This is a genomic window from Nocardia wallacei (assembly GCF_014466955.1).
In the GTDB taxonomy this organism is placed as follows: domain Bacteria; phylum Actinomycetota; class Actinomycetes; order Mycobacteriales; family Mycobacteriaceae; genus Nocardia; species Nocardia wallacei.
In genome coordinates, this window is record NZ_AP023396.1 from 6,653,280 (window position 1) to 6,669,688 (window position 16,409).

Below are 16,409 nucleotides of genomic sequence, written 5' to 3' on the forward strand. Positions count from 1 at the left end.
CGCTCACTCGCCCACCGCCTCGGACCCGAGTGTGAACAGCCGCTGGATCTCGTCGTCGCTGAATTCGGTGATCCAGTTCTCGCCGGTGCCGACGGTCAGATCGGCCAATTCCTGTTTGCCGCTGATCATGTCGTCGATGCGCTCCTCGATGGTGTCGACGCAGACGAGCTTGCGCACCTGGACGTCGCGGCGCTGGCCGATCCGGAAGGCGCGGTCGGTGGCCTGGTTCTCCACCGCCGGATTCCACCAGCGGTCCAGGTGCACCACGTGATTGGCGGCGGTGAGGTTCAATCCGGTGCCACCGGCCTTGAGCGACAGCAACATCAGCGGCGGCCCGTCGGCGCTCTGGAAATTCTCGACCATCGCGTCGCGCCGCTTCTTGGGCACGCCGCCGTGCAGGAACGGGATCCGAGTGCCGAACCGCTCGGTCAGGTAGGGCTCGATCAGCTCGCCGAACTCGCGGAACTGGGTGAACAGCAACGCCTTCTCGCCGTCGGCGAGCACCGCCTCCAGCACGTCCTCCACCAGCGCCAGCTTGCCCGAGCGGTGCTGCCCGCGCCGCAGCACCGCCGAGCCGTCGCCCAGGAAATGCGCGGGGTGATTGCACACCTGCTTGAGCCGGGTCAGCGCCGCGAGCACCACGCCCTTGCGCTGAATGTTCTCGGACTGCTTCAGTTTCGCCATCATGTCGTCGACGACGGCCTGGTACAGCGCGGCCTGCTCCACGGTGAGATTGGCACGCACCGTCATCTCGATCTTGTCGGGCAGGTCCGAGATCACCGCCGGATCGGTCTTGACCCGGCGCAGCACGAACGGCGCGGTGACCGTGCGCAACCGGGTGATCGCGTTCTCGTCGTGCTCGCGCTCGATCGGCACGGCGAAGCGGGCGTGGAACTGCGAGGCCTTGCCCAGCAGATTCGGCGCGGCGAAGTCGAGGATCGAGCGCAGTTCCTCCAGCCGGTTCTCCACCGGGGTTCCGGTGAGCGCCAGGCGTTGTCGCGCCGGAATGTGCCGCGCCGCGCGGGACTGGCGCGTGTTGGCGTTCTTGATGTGCTGCGCCTCGTCGAGCACCACCCGCTCCCACGGCTGCCGGTTCAGTTCCTCGACATCGCGGGCCAGCAGGGCGTAGGTCGTGATCACCAGATCCGAATCCGCCACGGCCGCATCGAGTTTCGCTCCGGAGCGGCGGGCCGCGCCGTGATGCACCAGCACGCGCAGCTCGGGCGCGAAACGCTCGGCCTCGCGCTGCCAGTTGCCGACCACCGACATCGGGCACACCAGCAAGGTCGGGCCGGGCGCGGAATCCCTTGCCGCGGTTTCTCTTTCGTGCAGCAGCAGGGCGAGCACCTGCACCGTCTTACCCAGGCCCATATCGTCGGCCAGGATGCCGCCGCAGCCGTACCGGTGCATCGTGGCCAGCCAGGACAGGCCGCGCAGCTGATACGGCCGCAACTCGGCCTTCAGCCCGGCGGGCGGGTCGACGGGCTCGGCGGCGCGGGTGGACTCCAGCAGCCCGGCCGCCCAGCCGGTGGCCCGCACCTGCTCGATCGGCACGTCCTTCACCTCGGTGGTGGCGATCTGGGCGAGCAGATCGGTGAGCGTGCCCGTCGTGTCGGAGGTGCGGCCCTCCAGGTAGGCCGCGGCGGCGGCCAGCGCCCGGTGGTCGGCCTGGACCCACTGCCCGCGCAGCCGCACCAGATCCGATTTGGACCGCACCAGCCGCGCCATCTCGGCCGGGGTCAGCACGGTGTCGCCGAGCGCCAATTCCCAGCGGTAGGACACCAGCCCGCTCAGGCCGACCGCGGTCTCGGTGGCGGCCGGGCTCTGCACGGCCAGCCGCATGCTCGGTGCGACGATTCGCCACGCCCGCGGCAGCAGCAATTGCACACCGGCCGCGTGCAGCGCGTGCGCGCCGTGCGCCACCAGGTCCTGGACCACCGCGGTCGGCAGCAGGAAATCCAGCCCGCCCGGGTCGCGCGGGAGTTCGCGCAGCATCGGGTACGCCTGGACCGCCGCGGCCACCTTCTCCGTCGTGAGTTTCAAATGCCCCGGGTCGCCCTGGATCGGAACCGGCTGTGGCGCTTCGCCTTCCGCGCGCAGGCACACCTCGAGCCGCCAGAGCGCGTCGGCGTCCGCCTCGCCCGTCTCGGGGTCGTCCTCGGGCTCCAGCAGGCGCAGCACCAGCTCCGGCTCGCCGAGGGTGAGGCTGGTGCGCCACTCCTCCAGCGCCGCCGACACCCGATGCGATCCGGACTCCAGCGGTACGTCCTCGGTCAGGGCCGCCACCAATGGGTGCGTGTGCTTCGCCGCGGCCGGCTGCGCGCGGGCGACCGGACCGGCCAGCTGCGCGCGGGCGACCGGATCGGTCAGTTCGCCCACCATGTTCTCCAGCACGGCGGACGGACGGGCGCCGACGCGCAGCGCGGGCGGCATCGCGGCGGCCAGCTCGGCCAGCCAGGCGCGCTGCCGCTGCCCGCCGACCAGCCGCCAGCGTACCCACCACGCGCCGTCGTCGCGACGGAGTTCGGGCACCACCCGCCCGGCCCGGACCCATCGGTCGATGCCGTGCGCCACGTGCGCGAGGAAACGCAGGTCGGCGGCGACCAGATGGGCGGGCAACCGCTGCAGCAGCACGTCGGCGGCGGCCGACGGGGTCAACGCGTGCGCCCGCACCTCGGTGAGTTCCGGGCCCGTGACGCCGGCGATCAGCACCTGTGCCCGGTGCCGGAACCGCGCGCTCGCGACCATCGCACCCAGCGGATCTGGCAGCTCCGATGGCGCATCGGGCGCGCCGGGTTCGGGGTGGCGCCACAGCACCAGCCCCGCTCCCGGAGTCCACAACCCGTGCAGCATCCATCCATCCAATCAGCCGCCACCGACACGGCTCGCCGCGTCCCGCCGCGCCGTGCGCGGAAAACGGTGTTTCCGCCGACAGCTGTCCGGCTACGAATAGGCAGCGCCCCGTCGACCCGGACGACGGGAGCACGCGACCGCATCGACCGGGACGAGAACCACGCCACCCGGCGCGCACTAGGAGGATACGTGCGACCCAGCAAAGCCGGAGTCGTCGCCGCGGCCCTGACCCTCGCGACCATCGCGGCGGCCACCCAACCCGCGGCCGCCGACGAACCCGCACCCAGCGGCCCCGACGAGATCATCTCGATCGACATCAACCTGCTGGGCTGCTCGCTCGGCGCGGGCCTCGGCCTGGACCTGCTCCTCGCTCTCACCGCCGGAAACGGTTCGAGCGCCGTCGTGGGGTCCGGCCTGGCGACCCGGCTCCGGGCGGCGGGCTGCCTCCCCTGGAAGTCGTGATCCGGCGCGGCGACGCGATCCCCGCCGCCACCACCGATGTCGACCTGTCGACACGGACGTCGCCTTGATTCCTACGGTGCCGAACTGGGCGACGCGGACGCTGCCGTGATTCTGCTGCCGACCTGGGCGGCGCGGACGCTGCCGCGATCTCCACAGCGCCGACCTGCACGGCGCGAACGCTGCCGCGATCTCCACAGCGCCGACCTGCACGGCGCGAACGCTGCCGTGATTCTGCGGTGCCGACCTGGGCGGCGCGGACGTTGCCGTGATCTACGGTGCGATCTGTCTACGCGGGCGTGCCGTGTTTCCTGTCGGTGGCCGGGTGTAGACCTGGCTTCGTGCGATGGGGAGGGCGCGGCGGATGGGTGGCGGCGGTGGCCGTCGTGGTGGCGGCTGTCGGAGTACTGGTGGCGGGCTGTTCGATCCTGCCGGGCGATCCACCCGCCCCGGGCAGCCCCACGCGAGCGCAGTTGGAGGGGTTGCTCGCGGTGGTGCGGGTGGTCGACAAGCGCGCCCACCCCGGCGGGTATCAGCGCGGATGCCGCGCCGGGGAGGGCTGCGTCTTCGGCGCGGCCTGGTCCGACGACCACGACGGTCCCGGCGGGCACGACGGCTGCGATTCCCGCAACAGCGTGCTCACCCGGCAACTGCGCGAGGTGCGCCACCGCCCCGGCACCCGCGACTGCGTGGTGGTGGCCGGTGTCCTGCAGGACCCGTACACCGGCAAGCGCATCGTTTTCGACAAGGCCCGGGCGCGGGCGGTACAGATCGATCACGTCTATCCACTGGCCGCCGCCTGGGACATGGGCGCGGCGAATTGGCCTCTGCCCCAACGCCTCCGGTTCGCCAACGACCTCGACTTCAACCTGCTCGCCGTCGACGGTCCCACCAACGAGGACAAGGGCGACCGCACCCCCGCCGACTGGCTGCCACCCGCCCGCCCCTACCGCTGCTTCTACGCGGGCAAATACCTCACCGTCGCAGCCAGATACGACCTGCCCATCACCACCGCCGACCGCGCGGCCCTGCACCGGGTCGCCCGAAACTGCCCGTGAGAGATCAACCGCCGTACCGGAGACCTGGATGCGACGATCGGCACCGCAACCGATCCCACGTGCGGCGGCCGAGGCCACAGGGTCGCGGCCGAAGCGGCGACGCCGGCATCGGGGCGGGCACCGCAGCAGTCGAGGCACATGCGGCCAGTGGTGGGCGTGTCAGTCGGTGGCGACCGGGCGTTTGGGGTCGTTGGACCATTGGGACCAGGAGCCGGGGTACAGGGTGGCGTCGATTCCGGCCACCGCCAAGGCCGCGATCTCGTGAGCGGCGGTCACCCCGGACCCGCAGTAGACCGCCACATCGCCGGAATCGAGATTCGCGAATCGGGCGCGCAGTTCCTCGGGGGACTTGAAAGTGCCGTCGGCCCTGAGGTTCTCGGCGGTGGGCGCGCTGATCGCGCCGGGGATGTGGCCGGCGCGGGGATCGACGGGTTCGGTCTCGCCGCGGTAGCGCTCACCGGCGCGGGCATCGAGCAGCGCACCCGGCCAGTTCGCGGCGCCGTCGGCGTCGGTGACGGGGAGGTTGTTGGGGGTGAGCACCACGTCGCCGGGCGCGGGGTCGGACTCGCCGCCGGTGGCGAGTTCGCCGCCGGCGCGCTCCCAGGCGGGCAGTCCGCCGTCGAGGATCCGCACGTTCGCCACCCCTGCCCAGCGCAGCAGCCACCACGCCCGCGCGGCCGCCATGCCCCCGGTGGCGTCGTAGACGACGACCGGGTCGCCCGAGCGCAGCCCCCAGCTCCGCGCGCACTTCTGCAGATGGGCGAGTTCGGGAAGCGGATGGCGACCGCGGGCCGGGGAGGGCGGGTCGGCCAGCTCGGTCTCCAGGTCGACGAACACGGCACCGGGTATGTGGCCGTCCAGATAGTGCTGCGGTCCGTCCGGGTCGCCCAGCGCCCACCGCACATCCAGCAGATGCACGCGAGATTCACTGTCGGACAGCACTTTCCGAAGTTCTTCAGCCGAAATCAATACCGCGGTCAAGCCAGCTCCTCTGTCAGGTCTGCACTCGGGACCGAACACCCTCACCCTACGACAGCACCGCGCCGGACGATCGGATCCGCGTCACCCCGAGTCGAATTCACCGGTGCCGATTCACTCCGCGGACCGCCGGCGCAGCACCCAGCGCACCAGCAGCCCCGCCGCCAGCGCCCAGAAGGCCGCGCCGATCCCGAGCAGCGCGACTCCCGAGGCCGAAATCAGAAACGTGATGGCGGCCGAGGTGCGGTGCTCGGTCGCACCCAGCGCCGCGTGCAATGCCGCGGCCAGGGTGGCGATCAGCGCGAGCCCCGCGACGGTCTCCAGCACACCCGGCGGTGCGGCGGCCACCAGCGCGACCAACGCGGCGGAGGCGGGCGCCAGCACCAGATAGCAGCACCCCACGCTAAACGCCGCGATCCAGCGCCGCCGCGGGTCCGGATGCGCGGCGGGCGCGGCGGCCAGCGCGGCGCTGATCGCGGCGAGGTTGATCGCGTGCCCACCGGCGAACGCGCCCACGACGGTGCCCAGCCCGGTCGTCCCCATCGCCGCCCGCCACGGCACCCGATAGCCGAACGAACTCATCAGGGCGGTCCCGGGAATGTTCTGCCCGGCCATGGTGACGATGTACAGCGGCACCGCCACTCCGATCACCGCCTGCCAACTCCACTGCGGCACAGTGAATTCCACGTGCGGCACCATCGCACCGATATCGATCCGGCGATGGGTGACGGCGATGTCGACGCCCGCCCCGATCGCGGCGGTCGCGAAGGCCGCGGGCACCGCCCAGCGCGCGGCGAAGCGCTGCAGTGCCAGCCACACGACGAGCACCGCGACCACCACCGCCGGGCTGGTCCGCAGCGCGTCCACCGGCGCCAGGCACAGCGGCACCAGCACCCCGGCCAGCATGGCCTGCGCGATCTCGACCGGAATCGCCGCGATCAACCGCCCCAGCCGATCCCACCACCCGGTGAGCACCACGAGCGCGCCGGTCACCACGAACGCCCCGACCGCCGCGGGCCAGCCACCCGCGACCGCGCCGGTACTCGCCAGCAGCGCGGCGCCGGGTGTCGACCAGGCCAGCGTGATCGGCATCCGATAGCGGCGGCTCAACAACAGAATCCCGACCGCCTGGGTGACGCACACCGCCAGCAGTCCCGATGCGGCCTGCGCGGGCGTGGCGCCCACCGCCGTCAGCCCGGCCAGCACCACCGCGAACGAACTGGTGAACCCGACCAGGGCCGCCACCACTCCGGCGCTCACCGCAGGCAGCGGCCCGATGTCGGGCGGGGTGGCGGTGGTCGGCGCGGAGGCAGCGGTCGCGGTCACCGCGTCATCGTCGCCAACATTCAACAGTCCAGTCAGGAGCCAATCACGCGAAACTGGCCTGAATTACGGATTGGGGTTCGCCATCCGCCGCAGCAGCGGCGCGGTGCGCGGGCCGACCAGCTGCCGCATGACCAGTGCCATATTCGTCCGTTCGACACCGGGAATCTTCAAGATCCGCCCGGCGATGCGGTAGAGATCGTCGGCGTCACGCGCGACCACGCGGACCGTGAGATCGGTGGGGCCGGTCATGCCGCACACCTCGGTCACCTCCGGCACCTCGGCCAGCTCGTCGACCACCGAATCCAGGGTGTGCTGGTCGACCACCACCGCCACGAAGGCGGCCAGCGGATAACCCAGCGCCCGTGGGTCGACGCGGCGTTCGAAGCCGGCGAGCACGCCACCGGCCTCCCAGCGGGCGAGCCGAGCCTGCACGGTATTGCGCGACAGCCCGAGCCGGGTAGCCAGTTCGACTCCGGTGGCGCGGGGGTTGGCGACCAGTTCCAGCAATAGGCGCGCATCGGTCGCATCGACCACGGCCCCGGCAGGCTCTCCACTCGACATGCACGCAGTATGACAGCCATCACTGCATCGGCCAATCTGATCAAGAAAGGCAGTATGCCCGCGAACGCCGGAATACTGCAGAGCACTTTGCACAGTTCGCGTGTCGTCGCTTGCGCAAGACGCCCAACCGTGGATCCTGTGTGATACAGGACACTCTCACGTCGCCGAGCGCGGAGAACCCGGGCGGGCGACGGACAGGAGGGGATGGTTATGGCCGACCCGCTCACCTATCCGGTGCAATTGGTCCAGCCCGACGGCCGCCGCGTGCTCGACCGTGAGCACGCCGCCCTGGTATCCGATGTCGGACCCGAACGGCTGCGAAAACTGTACGAGGACATGGTGGTCGCCCGCCGCATCGATGTGGAGGCGACCGCGCTGCAACGCCAGGGCCAGCTGGGCCTGTGGCCTCCGTTGCTCGGGCAGGAGGCGGCGCAGATCGGCTCCGCCCACGCCCTGCATCCCGACGACTACGTGTTCTGCAGCTATCGCGAGGCCGGGGTCGCCTATTGCCGCGGCGTCGATCCGGGCGAGATCACCCGGTTGTGGCGGGGCGTGTCGCATCACTGCTGGGATCCGGCCGCCGTCAATATGACCAATCCCGCCATCGTGGTCGGCGCGCAGGGTCTGCACGCCACCGGCTACGCCTACGCCGCCCATCTCGACGGCGCCGAGATCGCGGTGCTCACCTACTTCGGCGACGGCGCCACCAGCCAGGGCGATATGGCCGAGGCACTCGGCTTCGCCGCCTCGTGGAGCGCGCCGGTGGTGTTCTTCTGCACGAACAACCAGTGGGCCATCAGCGCACCCGTCCACGTGCAGAGCCCGACCCCGATCGCGCGGCGCGCGTACGGCTATGGCATCCCCGGGGTGCAGGTCGACGGCAACGATGTGCTGGCGGTACTCGCGCTGACCCGGCAGGCGGTCGCCCGGGCCCGCGCCGGTGGCGGGCCGTCGTTCATCGAGGCCATCACCTACCGGATGGGGCCGCACACCACAGCCGACGACCCGTCCCGCTACCGTTCGGCCGCGGAGACCGAGCTGTGGCAGCGCCGCGACCCGATCGACCGGATACGCCGCCTGCTCGAACGAGAAGACCTGTGGGACAACACCTTCGCCGAACAGGTGCGCGCCCGGTCGGACGAGGTCGGCGCGCGGCTGCGGGCGGCGACGATCGAGATGCCCGATCCCGCACCGGCACAGCTGTTCGAGCACGTCTATCGCACCGCGCACCCCCTGATCGAGGAGGAACGCCGGGAGTACACCGAATACCTGGCAGGCGACCACGTCGCGGAAGGAGTCCGGCCATGATCACCACCTTCGCGGGCGCCCTGAACACCGGACTGCGCCGTGCGCTCGAGGACGACCCCAAGGTCGTGCTGATGGGCGAGGACATCGGCCGGCTCGGCGGGGTCTTCCGGGTGACCGACACGCTGCAGAAGGACTTCGGCAACAACCGGGTCATCGATACGCCGCTGGCCGAATCCGGCATCGTCGGAACGGCTTTCGGTATGGCGCTGCGCGGTTACCGGCCGGTCTGCGAGATCCAGTTCGACGGCTTCGTGTATCCGGCGTTCGATCAGATCGTCTCCCAGGTCGCCAAGATCCACTATCGCACGCGGGGAAAGGTGTTCGCGCCCCTCACGATTCGCATCCCGTGCGGCGGCGGTATCGGCTCGGTGGAGCACCATTCCGAGTCGCCGGAGGCATATTTCGCTCACACCGCCGGATTGCGTGTGGTCGCGCCGAGCGATCCCGCCGACGCCTATCTCATGCTCCGGCAGGCGATTTCGCTGGACGATCCGGTCATCTTCTTCGAACCCAAGCGCCGCTACTGGGACAAGGCCGACGTCGACTTCGCCGCCCTGGACGACGACCCCTTCCCGCTCGACCGCGCCCGGATCCGCCGCGCGGGTGTGGACGCCACCGTGGTGGCCTACGGCGGCATGGTCCGCACCGCACTGACGGCGGCGGAAATCGCGGCGGGCGAGGGCCGTTCGCTGGAAGTGATCGACCTGCGCAGCCTGTCGCCGATCGATGTCGACACGATCGCCTCTTCGGTCGAGCGGACCGGACGGTTGATCATCACGCACGAGGCGCCGGTATTCGCAGGTCTGGGCGCCGAGATCGCCGCCCGCGTCACCGAACGGTGTTTCTACTACCTGGAGGCGCCGGTCCTGCGCGTCGGAGGCTTCGACATCCCGTATCCCCCGGCTAAGCTCGAACGGCACCACCTGCCCGACCCCGACCGCATTCTCGCCGCGGTCGACCGCACGCTCGCCGCCTGACCAGACCGCTCAGACAGAAGGTGCCCGTTGGACGACTCGGTTGCAGCAGACCAGAACCACGTGCTCGAGTTCCGGCTACCCGATCTCGGTGAGGGTCTGACCGATGCCGAACTGGTGTCGTGGGCGGTGGCCGTCGGCGACCGGGTGGAACTCAACCAGACCATCGCCGAGGTCGAGACCGCCAAGGCGCAGGTGGCGCTGCCCAGCCCGTTCGCCGGCGAGGTGCTCGAGCTGCTGGCGCAGCCCGGGGACACCGTGCCGGTCGGCGCGCCGCTGATCCGAGTCGCCACCGAATACCAGGCCGCCGAGCGGCAGTCGGTCCTGGTCGGCTACGGCCCCGAGGGCGAGACGGTCTCGCGCCGTGCCGCGAAAAACCCTGTGGTGCACGCGGATCCGGCACTCAACTATCCGGAGATCCCCGGTCGTCCCCCGGCCACTCCGGCCGCCCGGAAACTGGCCCGCGAACTCGGTATCGACATCTCCTTCGTCGCCGGTTCGGGCCCCGGCGGCGCGGTGACCGTCGACGACGTGCGGCACGCGGTGCCGGTGTCACAACCGCCCGCCCGGATCCAGCCGGAGCCCGGCACGGAATCCGACGAGTCGCCGCGCCCGAGCAAACCGCCGGTTCCGACGATGCGCCCCGACGGCGGCATCATCCGGCCCACCCCGTCCGAGCGCGAGACCCGCACCCCGGTCAGCGGGGTCCGCAAGCGCACCGCCACGGCCATGGTCACCAGCGCCCGCACCATTCCGCAGGCCAGCGCGTTCGCCACCACGGATTTCACCGCGTCGATGGAACTGCTGGACCACCTGCGCAGCACCGAATCCTTCAGCGGCCTCTCCCTGACCCCGCTGGCCCTGGTGGCGAAGGCGACCCTGGCCGCGATGGCCGAATTTCCCGAGATCAACTCGTGGTGGGACGACGAGCACAAGGAGATCGTCACCAAGCACTACGTCAACCTGGGCATCGCGGTCGCCACCGACCGCGGCCTGCTGGTGCCGAACGTCAAGGAGGCACAGGCGCTGAGCCTGCGCGAGTTGTGCCGGGAGATCGGGTGGCTGGCCGACGTCGCCCGGACCGGCAGCGCGCGGCCCGCCGACCTGCGCGGGGGCACGTTCACCATCAGCAATGTCGGCGTATTCGGCGTCGATACCGGTGTGCCGCTGGTGAATCCGGGCGAGGGCGCGATCCTGTGCCTGGGCTCGATCCGCAAGCAGCCCTGGGTCTATCGCGACGAACTGGCCGTCCGCTGGGTCACCACCCTGGGCCTGAGCTTCGACCACCGCATGATCGACGGTGAGCAGGGCGCGCGTTTCCTCTCGACGGTGACCTCGCTGCTGGAGGATCCGCTCACGCTGCTGGGCAGGGTGTGATCAGTCGGTGACGAGTTGTGCTGCGGCACCACGAATCACGGCCGGGATCTCGACCGGCTTGCGGGTCTGCTCGTCGACGTAGACGTGCACGAACGTGCCCGTCGCCGCGAGCTCCAGCGCGTCACCGGCCTCGCGGAAGATGGCCAGGCCGTAGGTGATGCTGCTGCGGCCGAGCCGGGTGATGCGCAGGCCCACCCGCAAGCTGTCGGGGAAGCTGAGTGAGCCGTGGAACCGGCAGGAGGTCTCCGCGACCACGCCGATGGCGGGCAGGTCGCGGATATCGGTGCCGGTGGCGTGGATCAGCCAGGCGTTGACCGCCGTGTCGAAGTACGAGTAGTACGTCACGTTGTTGACGTGGCCGTAGTGATCGTTGTCCGCCCAGCGGGTCGGCATCGGCCAGAGCACCGGGTAGTCCTGCTGCGTCGTCACCCGGCCGACAATAGCCAGCCCGCCGGCGGAACCGGTCAGTGCCCGGCGGAGGACGCCCGCGCGAGGTAGGTCTCACGCTCGGCCGACATGCCGCTCTGCCGGTGCTCGCGCGGGCTGCGACCGTAATGCCGCTTGAACGCGGTGCTCAGGGCGAAGGCGCTGCCGTAGCCGACGCGCCGGGCGATGGACTCGACGGTGGCGTCGGAATCCTGCAGCAGATCCGCGGCCAGCGCCAGGCGCCAGTCGGTGAGGAAGGCCATCGGCGGCTCCCCGACCAGATCGGTGAAACGCCGCGCCAGCGCTGCCCGGGACACGCCGACCTCGGTGGCCAGCGCGGCGACGGTCCACGGGTGCGCGGGATTGTTCTGCAGCAGCCGCAACGCCTTGCCCACCAGCGGATCCGCGTACGCGTGGTACCAGGCCGGAGCGTCGTTGCGGGAGAACCAGGCGCGCAAAGTGGCGATGAGCAGCAGATCCAGCAGGCGATCGAGCATGGCGCCCTGCGCCGGGCGGTCCTTGGCGCTCTCCTCCACCAGCAGATCCAGGACCGGGCTGTCGAGTTCGGCCCGGGGCAACACGATCAGCGGCGGCAGGGCGCGCAGCAGGCGGCGGCTCGCGGCGCTCTCCTGTTCGTAGGTGCCGGTGACGAGCATGGTCGCGGCGTCGGGGTTCGGGCCCCAGCCGCGCACCCCGAGATTCCACACCTCGCACAGCACCTCGCCCTCGGGCGTCGTGGTGATCTGGCCGGGGTTGATGTACACCTGCGGCGGCGTGGCCGGATCGTCGGCGACGGTGTAGTGGTCGGGTCCGCGAATGATCGCCACATCGCCCTCGCGCAGCTGCCGGGGCGCGGCCGTCCCGGTGCCGGGGAAGCCGACGCGGCAAAGCTCCGCCGACTCCGCGGTGCCCGCGCCGCTGTGCGGGTCCGGCACGATCCAGCCGCTACCGCGTACCAGGGCCACCACCGTCAACGGCGACTCGTCGCGCACGCGTAGCGACCACGGTGGGTCGAGCAGCGACCGCATGACGAACGCGCCACGGGCCCGCGGGCCCTCGAGCAGGCTTTCCAGCGGATCCACCCTCAAACCTTGGCAGATGGCCAGGACCTTCTCAACCCCGACGGCCCGTCCGCCCGCGACCCCGGTTTTGCGGGCCGGAACTTGTCGGTGCCCCGGCCTAGAATCGAATCGAAACCGGTTGAACCGGGACACTATTCGGCACCTGCCCGCCGGCGTCGACGAGGCCGCGGGCGGCAGGGCAACGGGGAGCTGCCGGGCGAGGCCGTCACGGCGGCCGTGCCGGTACCGTCGAATCAATGGCTGCTTCGACGCTCGCTCCCCCGGTCCGGATGGCCCGCGCCGCGGTCTTCGTGGTGTTCGGGCTCAACGGGTTTCTGGCCGCCATGTGGGTGGTGCACATCCCGGCGATCACCGCGCGCACCCACGTCTCGAACGCGACGCTGGGCATGCTGATCCTGCTCATGGCCGGCAGCGGCATCGCGGGAATGCAGGCCGCCGGGCCGCTGGCCGACCGCTTCGGTAGTCGCGCGCTGGTGGCCGTGGCGGCGTGCTGGCTGGCAGTGGCGGTGCTCGGCCCCGGGCTGGCGACGGGCCCGTGGTCGCTGGCCGTCGCGCTGGCCGCCTTCGGCTTCGGCAACGGCGCACTCGACGTATCCATGAACACCCAAGCCGTACAGGTCGAACGCGAATACCCCCGACCGATCATGTCGTCCTTCCACGCCCTGTTCTCCTGCGGCGGCCTGGCCGGTTCCCTCGCAGGCGCCGCAGCCCTCCACCGCGACTGGGACCTCCGCACAACCCTCGCCCTGGCCGCCACCCTGGGCCTGACCCTGACCGCCCTGTGCACCCCCCGCCTACTGCCGCGTGCCCAACCCGCCCCTTCCCCGAACACTCCGACCACCCCCACACCACCCGACACCGCACCCACTTCCCCGCCAACCGACAGCACGCCAGCCGACACCCCACCCGCAAGCACACCAACCGATGCCCCATCCGCGAGCACACCGGCTACGAGCACGCCAGCCGACACCCCACCCGCAAGCACACCAACCGATGCCCGATCCGCGAGCGCATTGACTGCGAGCGCACCGGCCGATGGCCCGCCCGCAAGCACACCCGTCGGACGCGCACCAGCCGACAATCCACCTGCGGGCACACCAATCGGACGCGCATCGGCTGACAATCCACCTGCGGACACACCAACCAGGCACGCACCAGCCGACAAACCACCTGCGGACACACCAATCAGGCACGCACCAGCCGACAAACCACCTGCGGACACACCAATCAGGCACGCACCAGCCGACAACCCACCTCCGGACACACCAACCAGGCACGCACCAGCCGACAAACCACCTCCGGACACGCCAATCGGACGCGCATCGGCTGACAATCCACCTGCGAGTGCGGCGGGAGGGGGTGCGGGCGGCGGGCGGGTGCTGGGGCGGGGTCGTGGGTCTCGGAAGGTGTTGGCGTTGGCTGCTGTCGCGTTCGCGCTGTTGATGACCGAGGGGGTGGCCAATGATTGGAGTGCGTTGCAGTTGCGGGAGCGGCTCGGGGTGGATGAGGCGACGGCTGCGTTGGCGTTCGGCGCGTTCTCGACCACGATGACCGTCGGGCGGTTCGGTGCGGATCGGGTCAGTGGCCGGTACGGGCCGGTGGCGGTGGTTCGGTGGGGGGCGCTGCTGGCCGCCGCCGGGCTGGTGCTGGTCATTGCTTCGGCGTGGGTGCCGGTGACGCTGTGCGGGTGGGCGCTGCTGGGTATCGGACTGGCCGGGGGTGTGCCTCAGATCTTCAGTGCCGCAGGGAATCTCGGTACCGCGACGGCCGCGACCGACATGTCGCGGGTGTTCGGCCTCGGATATCTCGGCTTCCTCGCCGGGCCGTCGGTCATCGGCTGGCTGTCCGAACCCACCTCACTGACCACGGCCCTGATCTTCCCGCTGGCACTGGTGGTGTTGTGCGCGTACTTCGCGCCGATAGTTGACCCCAAGGACAAAAACTCGTAGCCTCGGTCGCATGGCCCGACCGCGCAATTTCGAACCGGAGACGGTGATCGATCTGGCCATGGAGACGTTCTGGACCCACGGCTACGCCAACACCTCACCGGCACAGCTCGCCGAGTGCACGGGCATCGGAAAAGGCAGTCTGTACAACACCTTCGGCAGCAAACGGGAACTGTTCGCCCGCGTCCTGGAACGCTACGACCGCATGGGTTCCGAACTGGCGGCCGAGTTCATGTCCCGGCCCGGCAGCACCCGCGACTGCCTGCGCGCGTTCCTGCGCTTCCTGGTCGACACCGATGCGTCCCACCCCGTCCGGCGCGGTTGCCTCGCGGTGAACACCGCCACCGAGTTCGCCGCCGGCGACCCGGAGATCACCAAGGCCGTCCGGGCGATGCAGGAACACACCACCGCCGCCCTGGCCACCCGCATCGACCAGGGCCGCCGCGACGGTGACGTGCCGCGCGACACCGATCCCCGGGCGGCCGCGGAATTCCTCATGAACACCATCGCCGGCCTGCGAGTCATGGCCAAGACCAACGACGTTCGCACCCTGCACCGGATCATCGACACCGCGCTGACCACGATCTGACATCCCTGCCGCACCGCGGCCCTTCCGCCTGCCCAAATTTTTGACCCGAAGTTCAAGAAAGGACCATCTCATGGAACTCGACCTCACCGGCAAGACGGCAGTCGTCACCGGCGCGGGCCGCGGCATCGGTCTGGCCGTCGCCGAGGCACTCACCGCGGAGGGCGTGCGCGTGGTCGGCGCCTCCCGCACCATTACCCCGGAACTCGAAAAGGCCAGCGTCGCAGCGATTTCGGCGGATCTCGGGACCGCCGACGGTGCGGCCGCGGTGATCGACGCCGCCCTGACCGAGCTGGGCGGCATCGACATCCTGGTCAACAATGTCGGCGGCGGTGACGCGGAGCGCCTGGGGCTCGGCGGCTTCCTCGAGGTCCCCGACGAGCAGTGGCGAAACCTGTTCGACCTCAACCTGTTCAGCGCGGTGTGGACCACCCGGGCGGCACTGCCGAGCCTGCTGGAACGCCGGGGCGCGATCGTCAACGTGTCCTCGATCAACGCCCAGCTCCCGGCGGCCGGGCCGGTCGGCTACAGCGAGGCGAAGGCCGCGCTCTCCAACCTCGGCAAGCGGCTCAGCGAGGAGTTCGGGCCGCACGGCGTCCGGGTCAACACCGTGTCGCCCGGCGTGGTGGGCACTCCGCTGTGGCGGGATCCGCGCGGCTTCGGCGCCAAACTCGCCGAGTCCCAGGGCATTTCGCACGAACAGCTGCTGGCGAAAATCGGCGAGCAGTTCGGCATCGCCTCGGGCCGGATCTCCGAGCCCGAGGAGGTCGCCGCCCTGATCGCGTTCCTGGTGTCGCCCAAGGCCGCCAATATCGTCGGCGCCGACTATGTCATCGACGGCGGTACGCTCAAGACGGCGTGAGTCCACACCCGCTACAGTGCGGGAATGTTCGACAATCGCCGGCTCGAGCGCATCGAGCGCAAACTCGATCTGATCATGCGCCACCTGCAGATCACCGACCCCGACGCACCGCGCCACATGTCCTCGACGGTCGCGCCGGGCGAGGGTTTCCACAACGCGGAGATCGATGAACTGTTGGCGCAGGGCAAGAAGATCCAGGCCATCAAGGTCTACCGGGATCTACATCCCGAATTGGGTCTGAAGCAGGCCAAGGACGCCATCGAGGCGCGCGAGCGGCGATACTTCTGAGCCCGCTACCCGGTCTCGTGCCGGTGGATCGACAGCTCGGGCCACGGCGGGCGGCGCAGGACCGCGAGTGTCGCGATCGTGGCCGACACCAGTCCGGTCAGCACCGCGATCAGGGCGATCCGGCCCTCGTCGACGGCGGGCCTCCAGGTCACCTCGCCTCCGTGCACCACGAACACGCCGACGGGTCGCAGGCCGGGCCGCAACCACCCCGGACCGGCCACCGTGATCACCGTCGACCCGTCCGGCGTCTCGTGCGGGACGCCGTAGACCAGCGACGCGTCGACGGTTGCCGGAAGGTCGTGCTTGTCGCGCAGCGTCATTCGCG

At 70.5% G+C, this 16,409-nt stretch carries 15 protein-coding genes and 2 pseudogenes; 10 read left to right on the forward strand and 7 right to left on the reverse strand.

Annotation, left to right across the window (positions count from 1 at the left end; genetic code table 11):
- Nucleotides 1–3 precede the first annotated feature (3 nt).
- A complete protein-coding gene (locus NWFMUON74_RS29615) occupies nt 4–2,853 on the reverse strand; it encodes a DEAD/DEAH box helicase (RefSeq protein ID WP_187685013.1) in 2,850 nt (949 codons plus the stop codon).
- A 189-nt stretch (nt 2,854–3,042) separates the two neighbouring features.
- Between NWFMUON74_RS29615 and NWFMUON74_RS29620 the strand changes: the two genes are divergently transcribed.
- On the forward strand, nt 3,043–3,315 hold the full coding sequence (locus NWFMUON74_RS29620) for a hypothetical protein (protein ID WP_187685014.1): 273 nt from the start codon (nt 3,043–3,045) through the stop codon (nt 3,313–3,315).
- 338 nt (nt 3,316–3,653) lie between these two features.
- Nucleotides 3,654–4,370: an HNH endonuclease family protein gene (locus NWFMUON74_RS29625; RefSeq protein WP_425300463.1), complete on the forward strand. Its 717-nt coding sequence runs from the start codon at nt 3,654–3,656 to the stop codon at nt 4,368–4,370.
- Nucleotides 4,371–4,529: 159 nt separating this feature from the next.
- Here NWFMUON74_RS29625 and NWFMUON74_RS29630 read toward each other — a convergent pair whose 3' ends face one another.
- The 3 genes from NWFMUON74_RS29630 to NWFMUON74_RS29640 form a co-directional block, all read right to left on the reverse strand.
- On the reverse strand, nt 4,530–5,351 hold the full coding sequence (locus tag NWFMUON74_RS29630) for a sulfurtransferase (RefSeq protein ID WP_187685015.1): 822 nt from the start codon (nt 5,349–5,351) through the stop codon (nt 4,530–4,532).
- Between the two features lie 111 nt (nt 5,352–5,462).
- A complete protein-coding gene (locus tag NWFMUON74_RS29635; protein ID WP_232111243.1) occupies nt 5,463–6,626 on the reverse strand; it encodes a benzoate/H(+) symporter BenE family transporter in 1,164 nt (387 codons plus the stop codon).
- Nucleotides 6,627–6,737: 111 nt separating this feature from the next.
- The gene (locus tag NWFMUON74_RS29640) at nt 6,738–7,235 is read right to left on the reverse strand and encodes an Lrp/AsnC family transcriptional regulator (protein ID WP_187685017.1); all 498 of its coding nucleotides are present in this window, start codon (nt 7,233–7,235) and stop codon (nt 6,738–6,740) included.
- A 210-nt stretch (nt 7,236–7,445) separates the two neighbouring features.
- Here NWFMUON74_RS29640 and pdhA point away from each other — a divergent pair, with 210 nt between their 5' ends.
- From pdhA to NWFMUON74_RS29655, 3 genes are read left to right on the forward strand one after another with little or no spacing between them, the layout of a single operon-like run.
- The gene (pdhA, locus tag NWFMUON74_RS29645; protein WP_187685018.1) at nt 7,446–8,543 is read left to right on the forward strand and encodes a pyruvate dehydrogenase (acetyl-transferring) E1 component subunit alpha; all 1,098 of its coding nucleotides are present in this window, start codon (nt 7,446–7,448) and stop codon (nt 8,541–8,543) included.
- On the forward strand, nt 8,540–9,520 hold the full coding sequence (locus NWFMUON74_RS29650) for an alpha-ketoacid dehydrogenase subunit beta (protein ID WP_187685019.1): 981 nt from the start codon (nt 8,540–8,542) through the stop codon (nt 9,518–9,520). Before pdhA ends, NWFMUON74_RS29650 begins: the two co-directional genes overlap by 4 nt.
- 27 nt (nt 9,521–9,547) lie before the next feature.
- Nucleotides 9,548–10,894, forward strand: a complete 1,347-nt coding sequence (locus tag NWFMUON74_RS29655) for a dihydrolipoamide acetyltransferase family protein (protein WP_187685020.1) — start codon at nt 9,548–9,550, stop codon at nt 10,892–10,894.
- Here NWFMUON74_RS29655 and NWFMUON74_RS29660 read toward each other — a convergent pair whose 3' ends face one another.
- Together NWFMUON74_RS29660 and NWFMUON74_RS29665 are read right to left on the reverse strand one after the other, a co-directional pair.
- Entirely contained in the window at nt 10,895–11,287 is a 393-nt protein-coding gene (locus NWFMUON74_RS29660) for an acyl-CoA thioesterase (protein WP_187689511.1), read from the reverse strand.
- 71 nt (nt 11,288–11,358) lie between these two features.
- Nucleotides 11,359–12,402: an AraC family transcriptional regulator gene (locus tag NWFMUON74_RS29665; RefSeq protein WP_187685021.1), complete on the reverse strand. Its 1,044-nt coding sequence runs from the start codon at nt 12,400–12,402 to the stop codon at nt 11,359–11,361.
- A gap of 323 nt (nt 12,403–12,725) precedes the next feature.
- Between NWFMUON74_RS29665 and NWFMUON74_RS29670 the strand changes: the two are divergent.
- From NWFMUON74_RS29670 to NWFMUON74_RS29690, 5 genes and pseudogenes are all read left to right on the forward strand, one after another.
- Nucleotides 12,726–13,193 (forward strand): annotated as a pseudogene (locus tag NWFMUON74_RS29670) (MFS transporter); the annotation flags it as partial.
- Between the two features lie 594 nt (nt 13,194–13,787).
- Nucleotides 13,788–14,351, forward strand: a pseudogene (locus NWFMUON74_RS29675) (MFS transporter); the annotation flags it as partial.
- A 10-nt stretch (nt 14,352–14,361) separates the two neighbouring features.
- Nucleotides 14,362–14,937, forward strand: a complete 576-nt coding sequence (locus NWFMUON74_RS29680) for a TetR/AcrR family transcriptional regulator (RefSeq protein ID WP_187685022.1) — start codon at nt 14,362–14,364, stop codon at nt 14,935–14,937.
- A 70-nt stretch (nt 14,938–15,007) separates the two neighbouring features.
- On the forward strand, nt 15,008–15,796 hold the full coding sequence (locus tag NWFMUON74_RS29685; RefSeq protein ID WP_187685023.1) for an oxidoreductase: 789 nt from the start codon (nt 15,008–15,010) through the stop codon (nt 15,794–15,796).
- Between the two features lie 24 nt (nt 15,797–15,820).
- Nucleotides 15,821–16,084, forward strand: a complete 264-nt coding sequence (locus tag NWFMUON74_RS29690; protein WP_187685024.1) for a ribosomal L7/L12 family protein — start codon at nt 15,821–15,823, stop codon at nt 16,082–16,084.
- A gap of 5 nt (nt 16,085–16,089) precedes the next feature.
- Here the strand turns inward: NWFMUON74_RS29690 and NWFMUON74_RS29695 are convergent, their stop codons facing one another.
- Nucleotides 16,090–16,404 carry a hypothetical protein gene (locus NWFMUON74_RS29695; RefSeq protein ID WP_187685025.1) on the reverse strand — a complete coding sequence of 105 codons (315 nt, stop codon included), beginning with the start codon at nt 16,402–16,404 and terminating at the stop codon, nt 16,090–16,092.
- Between the last annotated feature and the right edge of the window lie 5 nt (nt 16,405–16,409).